Origin of the sequence: Streptomyces sp. NPDC050619, from assembly GCF_040654815.1 — a bacterium.
In the GTDB taxonomy this organism is placed as follows: domain Bacteria; phylum Actinomycetota; class Actinomycetes; order Streptomycetales; family Streptomycetaceae; genus Streptomyces.
Genome location: NZ_JBFAIR010000019.1, coordinates 128,432 through 140,561, shown reverse-complemented (window position 1 = coordinate 140,561; position 12,130 = coordinate 128,432). Strand labels below are relative to the sequence as shown.

Annotated in this window: 10 protein-coding genes; 8 read left to right on the top strand and 2 right to left on the bottom strand. The window is 70.3% G+C overall.

Features of this window, described 5'->3' with window-relative positions:
* Positions 1–491: 491 nt before the first annotated feature.
* On the bottom strand, positions 492–1,346 hold the full coding sequence (locus tag AB0I77_RS28985; protein WP_363285663.1) for a bifunctional methylenetetrahydrofolate dehydrogenase/methenyltetrahydrofolate cyclohydrolase: 855 nt from the start codon (positions 1,344–1,346) through the stop codon (positions 492–494).
* A gap of 271 nt (positions 1,347–1,617) precedes the next feature.
* On the opposite strand from AB0I77_RS28985, the gene AB0I77_RS28980 reads away from it, so the two are divergent.
* From AB0I77_RS28980 to AB0I77_RS28945, 8 genes are all read left to right on the top strand, one after another.
* Positions 1,618–2,205, top strand: a complete 588-nt coding sequence (locus AB0I77_RS28980) for a hypothetical protein (protein ID WP_363285662.1) — start codon at positions 1,618–1,620, stop codon at positions 2,203–2,205.
* 133 nt (positions 2,206–2,338) lie between these two features.
* Positions 2,339–3,085: an FHA domain-containing protein gene (locus tag AB0I77_RS28975; protein WP_363285661.1), complete on the top strand. Its 747-nt coding sequence runs from the start codon at positions 2,339–2,341 to the stop codon at positions 3,083–3,085.
* Positions 3,082–4,683 (top strand): protein kinase, encoded by a 1,602-nt coding sequence (locus tag AB0I77_RS28970; protein ID WP_363285660.1) that lies wholly within the window; start codon positions 3,082–3,084, stop codon positions 4,681–4,683. Before AB0I77_RS28975 ends, AB0I77_RS28970 begins: the two co-directional genes overlap by 4 nt.
* Positions 4,684–4,829: 146 nt before the next feature.
* Positions 4,830–7,256, top strand: a complete 2,427-nt coding sequence (locus AB0I77_RS28965; RefSeq protein WP_363285659.1) for a glycoside hydrolase domain-containing protein — start codon at positions 4,830–4,832, stop codon at positions 7,254–7,256.
* Between the two features lies 1 nt (position 7,257).
* Positions 7,258–7,902, top strand: coding sequence for a hypothetical protein (locus AB0I77_RS28960; RefSeq protein ID WP_363285658.1), 645 nt, complete (start codon positions 7,258–7,260; stop codon positions 7,900–7,902).
* A 27-nt stretch (positions 7,903–7,929) separates the two neighbouring features.
* Complete coding sequence (locus AB0I77_RS28955) at positions 7,930–8,544, top strand: peptidoglycan-binding domain-containing protein (RefSeq protein ID WP_363285657.1); 615 nt, start codon at positions 7,930–7,932, stop codon at positions 8,542–8,544.
* A gap of 280 nt (positions 8,545–8,824) precedes the next feature.
* The gene (locus AB0I77_RS28950) at positions 8,825–9,565 is read left to right on the top strand and encodes an FHA domain-containing protein (RefSeq protein WP_363285656.1); all 741 of its coding nucleotides are present in this window, start codon (positions 8,825–8,827) and stop codon (positions 9,563–9,565) included.
* Positions 9,562–11,055 (top strand): protein kinase, encoded by a 1,494-nt coding sequence (locus AB0I77_RS28945; protein WP_363285655.1) that lies wholly within the window; start codon positions 9,562–9,564, stop codon positions 11,053–11,055. The genes AB0I77_RS28950 and AB0I77_RS28945 overlap by 4 nt, the downstream gene beginning before the upstream one ends.
* Before the next feature lie 12 nt (positions 11,056–11,067).
* Here AB0I77_RS28945 and AB0I77_RS28940 read toward each other — a convergent pair whose 3' ends face one another.
* Positions 11,068–12,084 (bottom strand): ArsR family transcriptional regulator, encoded by a 1,017-nt coding sequence (locus AB0I77_RS28940; RefSeq protein ID WP_363285654.1) that lies wholly within the window; start codon positions 12,082–12,084, stop codon positions 11,068–11,070.
* Positions 12,085–12,130: the final 46 nt, after the last annotated feature.

Genomic DNA, 12,130 nt, shown 5'->3' with positions numbered 1-12,130 from the left:
TAGACCCGCCGGAGCGGCCCGACCCGCCAGACCGGCCGGAACCAGAGCGGCCGGACCCGCCGAACCGGCCGGACCCGCCGCTCTCGATGTCCCCGCCGAACCCGCCAGACCCGCCGGAGCGGCCCGACCCGCCAGACCGGCCGGAACCAGAGCGGCCGGACCCGCCGAACCGGCCGGACCCGCCGCTCTCGATGTCCCCGCCAGACCCGCCAGACCGGCCAGACTCACCGAACCCGCCGGACCCGCCGGACCCGCCGGACCCACCGGAGCGGCCGGACCCAGAGCGGCCAGACCCGCCGGAGCGGCCGAACCCTCCGCTCTCGATGCCCTCGCGGGACCCACCGGACCCACCGGACCCACCGGACCCGCCGGGCTCTATGCCCTCGCCGGACCCGCCAGACCCGCCGGACCCGCCCGCCCCCCCGAACCCGATGCCCGCAGCCCGGATGTCCTCAGCCTCAGCCTTGCCGGAAGCCTTGCCGGGTGTGCTCTCAGCCGACACTGCGCTCCGCCGCCTCGACCACGTTGACGAGCAGCTGCGCCCGGGTCATCGGGCCGACGCCGCCCGGGTTCGGGGAGATCCAGGCGGCCACCTCGGCGACGTCCGGGTGGACGTCGCCCACGATCTTGCCGTCGGCGCCGCGCGAGACGCCGACGTCGAGGACGGCCGCGCCCGGCTTCACGTCCTCGGCCCGGACCAGATGGGCCGAACCGGCCGCGGCGACGATGATGTCCGCGCGCTTCAGGTGCGCCGACAGGTCACGCGTACCGGTGTGGCACTGGGTCACCGTGGCGTTCTCGCTGCGCCGGGTCAGCAGCAGCGGCATCGGCCGGCCGATGGTCACGCCACGGCCGACGACCACGACCTCGGCGCCCTTGATCTCCACGCCGTAGCGGCGCAGCAGGGTCAGCACACCGTTCGGGGTGCAGGGCAGCGGGGCGGGCTCGTTCAGGACGAGGCGGCCGAGGTTCATCGGGTGCAGGCCGTCGGCGTCCTTGTCCGGGTCCATGAGCTCCAGGATCCGGTTCTCGTCGATGCCCTTGGGCAGCGGCAGCTGGACGATGTAGCCGGTGCAGGCCGGGTCCTCGTTCAGCTCGCGGACGACCGCCTCGATCTCCTCCTGCGTCGCCGTGTCCGGCAGCGCGCGCTGGATGGAGGCGATGCCGACTTGGGCGCAGTCGCGGTGTTTTCCGGCGACGTACTTCTGGCTGCCGGGATCGTTCCCGACGAGGATCGTGCCGAGGCCGGGCGTGACGCCCTTCTCCTTCAGCGCCGCCACGCGGGCGGTCAGATCGGACTTGATCGCGGCTGCGGTGGCCTTGCCATCGAGAATCTGGGCGGTCATGGTCCCATCCTCGCGGATGACCGTGCCCCTGTTCCAATCAGGGTCCCCAAGACCGGGTCCGCAAGATCGTCGAGGTTGCACTTGCACAACACATGCGGAATGCGGCTGGACAAGCAAGTCGGCCGTGAAGAACGATGGCCGCACAGTGCCGCGGGCAGTCATCGGGGGGACCACCGCACCTGTCAGAGATCTGACAGAGATCTGACAGGACTTTCCTCCGTACGGTGCCGCGCGTCGTCCCCGCACTTGGATCAACGGAGGAAAGACCGCCATGAGTTACGGCGACCCGAACAACAACCCCTACGGCCCGCCCCAGGGGCAGCAGCAGGGATACGGCTACCCCCAGCAGCAGCCGCAGGCGCCCGGCTACCCCCAGCAGCAGGGACAGGCACCCGGCTACGGCTACCCCCAGGCCCCGCCGGTCCAGCAGCCCTACGGCGCCCCCGCCCCGATGGCGGCCATGCCGGGCACGGTCGGCGCGGCCCGCGTGATGCTGTGGGTGATCGTCGGTCTGCAGATCATCGGCGTGCTCCTCTTCGCCTTCGCCGCCGTGGCCATCGACAAGGCCAAGGACGACGAGGCCTTCGCGCAGATCGCCGACTACCCGACCGGCGTGCTGTGGGGCTTCTCGGTGTTCGCGCTGGCCTGGCTGGTGTGGGCGGTCATGCTGGCGACGAAGTTCAGCACCGGCGGCAACGGCCTGCGTGTCACGACCCTGGTCTTCGGCATTCTCACCGCGGTCTTCGCGCTCTACCCGTTCACGATCGCGGGCATCATCCACCTGGTGCTCGGCATCCTGATCGCGGTCTTCGCCGGCAACTCCAAGGGCAAGGCCTGGTTCAACAGGCCGCGCTACTGAACGCGCCTTCGCGACTGAACAGTTCGCGCCATTCCTGCCCAAGGGCCGTGTCTCACCCGTTCGAGGGGGACACGGCCCTGGTGCGTCGTCCTAGTCTGAGCCCTGGTAGCCGTCAGGCACGGGGAGACGCACCTTGTACAGCATCATCGTGGTACCTCCGCCGACCACGGAGGACGAGTCCGACCGCACACAACGACAACTCGCGCCGGGCGAACGGCTGACCTTCGGGCGCTCCGCCCGCGACAACGACCTGGTCGTTCCGCACGACGGGGTGTCCCGCAGAGCCGGGGCGATCGGCGCGCAGGGCGCCTTCTGGACCCTCAGCAACCTCTGCGCCCACCAGACGTATGTCGTGGAGAACCCGGAGGGCGCGGGCGAGCACATCAAGGTCGGGCCGGGGCGGCTGGACGCGCCGGTGCCGTTCGAGTTCTCCCGGATCGTGCTGCCGGCCGCGGGCGACCTGCTGCCGATCGAGGTGTGGGCGCCGCGCCACGACTATCTGCGCACCGAGGGCGGCCTCGACGGCGACACCACCGCGCCCGCCTTCTCGGTCGACCGCACCAAGCGCTACTTCGCGGTCCTCGCCGCGCTGTGCGAGCCCCGCCTGCGCGGTGCGCCGCACGCCCCGTTGCCCACGGTCGAGCAGGTCGTGGACCGCCTGCGCCCGAACTGGCCTGCCGCGTCCCGCACTTCCGTCCAGTGGAACATCGACTACCTGGCCGTGAAGCTGCGTCTCAAGCCCGGCCCGGAGACGGCGGAGACGGGCCCGCGGCTCAACGGCAAGAAGGAGTCCCTGGTGTCCCTGGCGCTCCGCTTCGACCTGGTCCGGGAGGACGACCTCGTCGTCCTGGCGGCCCCGGCCGTGCGGAGGTCGCGGTGAGCGAGCCGTACGCCGTACCGGTCCCCCGTGGCTACCGGGTCGGCGCCTGGGAGGTGCGCGAGCCGATCGCGACGGGCGCGTTCGGCAGCGTGTACGAGGCGCGGCTGGTGTCCTCGGCGAACACCGGCGGCGAGGACCCGCCCCAGACGGCCGCCCTGAAGTTCCTGCCCACCGGCACGGGCACCCCGCGCCAGCTCTCCCACCTGCGCGAACTCGTCGAGCGCGAGGTCGAGTTGTACCGGCGGCTCACACGTCCGCGGCTGATCAGGATGTACGACACCCTCACCGTCGACGACCCCGGGCACCCGGCCCTCGACGGGGCCACCGTCCTCGTACTGGAGAAGGCGCAGGGATCGCTGTCGGCCCTGCTCGCCGCCTCGCCCCGGCCCGCCGCCGGGCCGGCGCTGCTCGCGCAGATCTGCGAAGGACTGGCCCAGCTGCACGGGGCGAACTGGGTGCACGGGGACCTGAAACCGGCCAACGTCCTGCTGATGAAGGACGGTTCGGCCCGCCTGGCCGACTTCAACATGGCTGCGGAACTGGAGGGCACCCACGCCTACACCCCGGCCTTCTCCACGCCGGACTACACCCCACCGGAACTCCTCTGGTCGGAGATCGGCGAACGCGGCCGCCGCATCCGCCCGTCCGCCGACATCTGGGCCTTCGGTGTCCTCGCCCATGTCGTCCTCACCGGCTCCTTCCCATTGCCCGGCGGCACCCCGACGGCCCGCCGCGACGCCGCCGCCGCCTACGCCCGCGGCACCGATGAGCTGCGCCTGTCGCCCCAACTGCCGGACGCCTGGCCGGACATCGTGCGGGCCTGCCTGACCCGCACGCACGCGGACCGCATCGGCACTCAGGCACTGCTGCGGCGGGTGGAGACGGCGGCCGGCACGGGCCGCTCGCCCCGTCTCCCCCGAGCCCTGCTCCCCCGCCGCCGCTCCCGCCGTACGACGATCCTGGCCGCCGCGCTCACCACCGCCGCCGTGGCCGCTCTCGGCTACGGCATCAGCACCTGGGCGACGGATACGGGCGACACCCAGGGAGCGAAGGACGCCAAGGGATCGGTGGCCGAGACACGGAAGGTCACGGCCGCGACCTACGGTGCCGCCGAACTCCGTACGGACAAGGGCGTCCCCGTGGCCTACCGCCGGCTCATCGTCGACTCGGCCCACGACTGCGTCCAGCCGGAGGTCACTCCGGCGCTGATCGCCGCGCTCCTGAAGGCGGAGAGCGACTTCGACCCCGACCTCTGGGACCCCACCGCGGGCGACGAGGGCGAGTACGGCATCGCCCGCTGGACCCCGAGCATCCTGCGCTGGTACATCCGCGCGGACGGCGTCCCCGCGCAGGAGACCCCCCGGCCGCCCCTCACCCCCGCCGAGTCCATCCCGGCCGTGGGCCGCTATCTCTGCTTCATGGAACCTCGCCTGGAGCCGACCGGGTTGTCCGGCGACCGCCGGGTGCTGCTGGCGGCCGCGTACCGGACGTCGTACAAGAGCGTGAACAACGCGGCCGGAGTTCCCCCGAAGTACCGCGACTACGCCGACCGCGTCGCTCACTACCTCAAGGAGTACACGCCGCCCGGCAAGAAGTGACCCTGAGAATTCTGAGGTACCGCCCGGCAGGCGGGGCCCTATAAATTTCCAGGTTCCCCCCGTCCCTCCCATGGGTGACGGTCTGGCATCGGGGTGTTTGTGGCACTCCCACAGTCTCGGTCCGAATCCAACGGGGGACATATCGCATGAGCGATCCCAACGTGCTCGCCGCCCAGAGATGGGTGAACGCGACCTACGAAGGCGTGGCCGGCGGATACGAACGCTGCCCACAGGACGGCAGCACCGGCTGGGCCACGGTGCTCAGCCTCACCCAAGCCCTCCAGCACGAGCTGGGGATCTCACAGACCGTACGGAACTTCGGTCCCGGCACGTTCAAAGCCGTCGTCGACCGCGACGGCATCCGCCCCGGGGAGCGCAACGCCAACCTGGTGCGGATCGTCAACTACGGGCTGTGGTGCAAGGGGTACTACGGTGCCGCTTCGGCCTCCGAGTGGTCCGAGGTGACCACCTCTTCGATGAACCAGCTGCTCACCCACGCCGGGCTGACCACCGGTTCCGGGTTCGACATCTCCACCGTTCCCGCCCGGGTCAACGCGCTGATCATCAAGGCACTGATGCGCATGGACCAGTTCCGGCTCGTGTCCGGCGGCACGTCCGAGATCCAGGACTTCCAGCGGCATCTGAACCAGGAGTACGTCTACCAGCAACAGATCACCACCATGGACCTCAGTCCGTGCGACGGCGTCTACGCGCGTGATGTGCAGCAGGCCGTGATGAAGGCCGTCCAGTTCGAGATCGGCATCGACCGCGCGGAGATCGGGGGGTACTTCGGCTCGGCCACCAAGGCGAAGCTCAAGGAGCAGCCCACACTGAGCGTGGGCAGCGAAGGCGACATGGTCCACCTCTTCACGGCCCTGTGCGTCTTCAACTCACCCGTCCTCGAGGACGGCGGCGCGATTCCCGCCAGTATCCGCAGTACCTACACCGAGAACACCGCGGAATTCGTGCGAGCCTTCCAGAGGTTCAGCCAGCTCACGGTGACCGGCAAATCCAACTACGACACCTGGGCGCAACTCCTCGTCTCCACCGGCAACGAGTACCGCGACACCACCGCGTGCGACCAGGCGCAGCCGCTCACCTTCGCCCGCGCCAAGGCTCTCGGCGACGCCGGGCTCCAGGTGGTGGGCCGGTACCTCGACGAGCACCTCCCCCCGGACGACGACGACTATCTGGGAAAGGCGCTCACCAGTACCGAGCTGAGCGACATCCTCCGCGGCGGCCTGCGCGTGTACCCGATCTTTCAGTGGAACGGCACGGTAAAGGCCAACTTCACCTATGACAAGGGCTTCGAGCAGGGCACGGTGGCCGAGACGCGCGCACGGGAGTTCGGCTTCGGCCGCGGTACCTGCATCTACTTCGCCGTGGACTTCGACGCGACGCAGGCGGACATCGACTCGGCCGTCATCCCCTATTTCCGGGGTGTACGGGCGGCTCTGGGACGGACGAACCGCTACACCTACGGCGTCTACGGCTCACGGAACGTGTGCACCGAAGTCTCCAATGACGTCGGCGCCACCTGGTCTTTCGTGTCCGGGCTCTCCTGGGGTTTCTCCGGAAACCTCGGATTCCCGCTGCCCGCGAACTGGTCGTTCAACCAGATCCTCAACACCACGTTCAGCTACGGCAGCGGAAGTTTCGGCGAGGCCTGGGAGATCGACCGGAATGTGTGGCGCCGTAGCTCCGACCCGGGCACGGCCGTACTCAATCCCGCCAGGTCACCCGCGCAGGATTTCATCGACCTCATCGAGCGGCTGTACACGGCTGCCCTGGCGTACGACGCGGGAACCGACCCCACCGTCCTCGTCTGCCAGTTCTTCCGGCAGGAGAAATACAACGACATCGAGTGGCGGCTGACCCTGGAGCCGGTCGACCAGGGCTGGATAGAAAAGGCGGCGGAACAGGGACTGACTCTCGACGGCAGAAGGTACTTCACGGACCCGGTCACCGGAACCGACGTCGGTACGGAGCACCTCATGGCGACCCTGGAGACCTGCCTCAGGTACCCCTCGACCACCGACCTCGTGACGATGGGGGACGGTGGCGGCTGGGCCGGCGACCTCGTGACGTTCTACCAGGACTGGCGCAAGAACAAGGACCGGTACCCGAACCCCATGCTCTTCGCCCGGGATTATCTCGGAAAGCGTGACGCCGCGTCCCAGTTCGACAACGTGGACTGGATTTCCGACGCCGATGGATTCAACATCATGCGGCTCATACAGGCGGATTCGCTCAGCCTCCCCCAAGCCGTCGCCCGTTATTACGACACCGACAGTCCCGGGGCCGACGACCGGGTCTGCCAGCGGCGATACACCCTCTTCTACGCCGACCGCTTCGACAGCAATAGTTCGACGACGCAGACCCTCGCCAGGAATCTGCTCCTGGGTGAGAACTCCGACGTCGCGCTGATCGCAGGAAAGTGGGCTCTGGTCGGCGGCCCGGCCCTCGACTCGGAGGACTATCCCGAGAACATCGAACCGACCCAGCTCAGCAATTTCGTGCTCGCGTACGCCTGGGAACTCCAGGAGCGGGTCGATGCCGAGGGAGGAAAATGACATGACACTCACCCGACGGGCCGTGCTGTTGTCCGCCGGCGCCATGGGCGCGGGCGCGGCACTGGGTGGCGTCCCCACCGGGGCCGCGGCCGCGGCCGACGAGAAGTGGAACTCACGACGCAGCGACAACGGCTGGACCATCGACGCGGCCGCCGTCGAGTCGTTCCGCATCGAGGGCTCCCCCGCCACGGTACGCCTGCGCCCCGAGGCCGCCGCGGTACTCCTGCACATCGCGAGACGCTGGCACTACGAGGTCATGCCGCTGCGTGGCTCAAGGGACGTCCTGGGACACCGCACCGACCGCGCCGTACGGGCCGCCTACGAGTCGAACTACCTCTCCGGCAGTGCGATTGCCCTGCTCGGAGCCGGCGACGGACTGTGGCCGCACCAGGTGGCGATCGTCCGCGACATCCTCGCCGACTGCGGCGGCGTGGTCCGGTGGGGCGCGGATCTCTCCCCTGCCGCCGAGTGCCACTTCCAGATCGACGTCGCACCGGATGCACAGGCCCTCACGCGCCTCACAAAGACCTTCCGCAACCGCGCCGTACACCGCAATGGCCCGCGCCCCGGCGCGGTGGACGATCCAGCCGCACCGGAACGCCGCACCAAGGCCCGCCGCCTGGCCCAGGCCCAGGGCAAGAACTGACAACCGTCACACCAGAGAGGAAGATTCATGCGTACAAGACATGCGAAGCTCGGCCTCGGTCTCCTCGCCGCCGGCCTGTCGACGGTCCTGATCGCCACCCCGGCGCAGGCCATACCGGCCAACTCCGGGGCCTACGGCACCACGTTCGTGGACGGCGACGGGGTCCTCACGGACGACTTCGGCGACCACTTCGCAGAACTCGGCCACTCCCTGTGCAACGGATGCGCCGACTCGAGGACCGACATCGTGCTGATGTGGCAGTCCATTCTGGCCGCGGAAGGACTGATCGGCCTGTCCGCAATCGACGGACAGTTCGGTCCCGCCACCGCCGCTGCGACCGAGCAGTTGCAGACCCGCTACGGCGTGACCGCCGACGGATGGGTCGGCAACGACACCTGGCGCGCGGCGGACAACCGTATGGAGTGGCACGGCCTGGAAGGGAACGAGACGGCCACCTACGACGCCAGCGGTGACGGCACGATCTCCTTCGAGCGGGGCAACAGCTACTCGCACACTCACCCGGGGGACGGTGGCGCCTACCGCATCACCGGCATGTCCCGAGGTTCCCACGGACGCTGGTTCGGCGGGGGCACCCGCATCCAGTTCCACAGCCGGACCGTGACGGTGACCGGATCCTGGTGATCCGGTCTTCCTTCACCGTCACGCCGCCCGGCAAGAAGTGACCCTGAGAGTTCCTAGGTACCGCATTTCCACGCCCCCCGGCCACGATGGAGTGGCGGGGTCGGCCTCCGGCTCGCTCGGGGGAGTGCCGGAGGCCGACCCTGAACCCCGCCCGGACACGCCATGCGGACACGCCATGCCGGGACAAAGCCTCGTGTCCTTACGGCTTCGTCCCTTACCCTCCCCTTCGTTGGACTGGGGGAGGGTGGCCCTCATGGAATCGGGCGAGGGGAACGAATCCATGTACAGCGTCATCATCGTGCCTCCGGCATGCGCGGAGCCGGACGAGCAGATCAGAATCGCCACCGGTGAGCGGCTCGCGTTCGGCAGGGCGCAGGCCGACGGCGGCCTCACCATCGCGCACGAGGGGGTCCCCCGGGTCGCCGGGGACATCACCGCGCACCGGAACTTCTGGCTGCTGAGCAACCTCAGCGAGGACCAGACCTATGTGGTGGAGAACCCGGAGGGCGCGGGAGAACACGTCAAGGTCGGGCCGGGCCGGCTCGACGCGCCCGTTCCGTTCGAGTTCGCGCGCGTGGTGCTGCCCGCCGCGGGCGACCTGCTCTCCTTCGATGTCTGGGCACCGCGCCACTCCTTTCGCAGCGTCGAGCGCCACGGGCTCTCCGGATCGCTCACGTCACCGGCGTTCACCCTGGACCGCACCAAGCGGTACTTCGCCGTCCTGACGGCCCTGTGCGAACCCCGGCTGCGCGGCGAGCCGCACGCCCCGCTGCCGGCGGTCGAGCAGCTGGTGGAGCGGCTGCGCCCGGTCTGGCCTACGGTCAGCCGCACGGCCGTGTACTGGAACATCGACTACCTCACCGTCAAGCTGCGCCTGCGCCCCGGCCCGGACACGGCGGAGCCCGGCCCGCGCGTCAACGGCAAGAAGGAGTCGCTGGTCTCGCTGGCACTCCGCTTCGACCTGGTCCGCGAGGACGACCTGGTCGTACTCGCCGCGCACGCGCCGGAGGTGTGCCAGTGAACGGGCAGACGTGCGCCGTCCCGGTGCCGAAGGGCTACCGGGTCGGCAGCTGGGAGGTCCGCGAGCCCCTCGCGTCCGGGGCGTTCGCGACCGTCTACACAGGCAGACTCGTCGGGGACGGCCTCGGCGGGGACGGTGCGCCGGATCTGCCGCGCCGGGTGGCCCTGAAGTTCCTGGCGACCGGCACCCGCACCCCGCGCCAGCTCCGCCACCTGCGCGAACTGGGCGAGCGGGAGCTGGAGTTGCTGGGCCGGCTGCGTTCACCGCGGCTGATCCGGATGTACGACACCCTGACGGTCGACGACCCGGACCACCCGGAGCTCGACGGCGCCACCGTCCTCGTACTGGAACTCGCCGAAGGCTCCCTGGACGCCGTGGTGGAGCCGGTGCCCGACCCGGGTGCCGTGCTCGCGCAGATCTGCGAAGGGCTGGCGCACCTGCACCACGCGGGCTGGGTGCACGGCGACCTGAAGCCGGCCAACGTGCTGCTGATGCGGGACGGTTCGGTACGGCTGGCCGACTTCAACATGGCCGCGGAGATGGAGGGCACGCACGCCTATGCCCCCGCCTTCGCCACGCCCGACTACACCCCGCCGGAGCTTCTTTGGCCGGAGATGGACGAGCGGGGGACGCGGATCCGCCCGTCCGCCGACGTATGGGCCTTCGGGGTGCTCGCCCACATCGTCCTGACCGGCGCCTTTCCGCTGCCGGGCGGCACGACTCAGGCGCGCTGCGACGCGGCGATCCGCTATGCGCGGGGCGCGGAGGAGCTGCGGCTCTCGCCCGGACTCCCGGACGGCTGGGCGGAGATCATCCGGGACTGCCTGGCCCCTACGCACGTCGAGCGCGTCGGCACCGAGGCCTTGCTGCGGCGGGTCGAGGCGGCGGCGGGCACGGACCGCTCGCCCCGGCTCCCCCGACGGCCCAGGCTGCGACCGCGCTTCTGGCGGCGGCACCCCATCCTGGCGGCGGCGCTCTCGACGCTGTTGCTGACGGTGACGGGCACGATGGGGGCGGCGTACCTGTACGTGAACCAGGACGACGGGGTGCCGGTGTACGCGGCCCTGCCCATGGAGTCGGCGTCCAAAGGCCCCGACGGCAACCCGGTCTACGGCTACCACCGCTGCCCGCAGGATCACGTCTGCTTCTTCAGCGAGTACAACGGCAACGGGGAGATGTGCCGTTGGCAGGGCGACGACGCCGACTGGCACACGGGCGCCGGGAGTTGCTCCTGGGCGGCCTCCGCCCCGGTCCGCTCGATCTTCAACAACATCGCGGACGAACGGCGCAACCGCGACGTGGCCTACTGGCGCGCCGCCAACTTCGAACCCGCCGGCGCCGACCGCCGGCGCATGGCCCAGCGCAGCGGCTGCACGACCGTGAACAGCATGGGCAACGTCGCGGGGCGGGCCGCGCCCCAGTCGCACAAGCTGGTGGACAGCTGCTCGACCAAGTCGGTGGTGTGGACGATCCTCTCGCTGTTCAGCTGAGGCGTCGGCCTCTCAGGCGGAAGTCCGGTCGCCCCGGCCGGACTTCCGCACGGACGCCCGGAGCACGGACGCCCCCACCGGGGTGAGGGTGTGCAGTACGGTCGCGCCGTGCCGTTGGCTGGTGATGAACCCCGCGTCCCGCAACGCGGTGGCGTGCCGGCTGGCCGAGGACGCGGACACACCGGCCGCGCGGGCGATCTCGCCGGTGGTGGCGCCGGCTGCGACGGCGCACAGGGCCACGGCGCGGGCGCGGCCGAGCAGGGCGGTCAGGGGTGCGTCGGGGGAACCGTCCGCGTCGGCGCCGGGCGGTTCGTGGTGCAGCGGATAGACCAGAACCGGCGGCAGTTCGGGGTCGGCGAAGGTGATCGGTCGCTGGAGGAGGAAGTAGGACGGCACGAGGAGCATGCCGCGGCCGTCCAGCCGTAGGTCCCGGTCCACGGTGGGGTGGTAGTCGACGTGCAGGACGGGCCGTTCCCAGCGCATCGAGGGGCCGAGGCCCGCGAGCATGCCCTCGACGCCGCCGTCCATGAGCCCGCGGTGGCGCGCGGCGCGCTCGGCTTCGACGCGGGCGTGCATCAGTTCCTCGTACGGGGCTATGGCGGCGTCGTGATAGGCGCGCAGCACCCGCACCAGCTCCCTGCGGGCCGGCAACTCCGCCAGCCCCGGGACCCACGGGGGCGCTCCGACGACCCGGTCCAGGATGGCGGCTTCCGCACGCACCCGGCCGGGCGGAGTGGCCAGGAGGGCATCCAGCCCGGCATCGAGGCCGTCCACGGACTGGGACGGAGTCAGGAAGTCCGGGAAATAGGCGGCCCGCGGATACAGCGGCAGCAGCACACTCCGCACGGCACCCTCCAGACCCTTCTCCCGCAACCGCCCGCGCGTGGTGCGGTACCACTCCGCGTGGGCCCAGCGGCCCTGCCGGGTCTGGAGGCGGTGCAGGCTGATGGCGATGTCCCAGAGCGGGTCGGACGCGGTGCCCAAGCGGGTTCTGGCCAGGTCGAGTTCGCCGAAGTGGACGCGGAGCATCTTGTTCCCCCCGTTGAACTCAGCTTTTGCGTCTCGCTGCAACAGC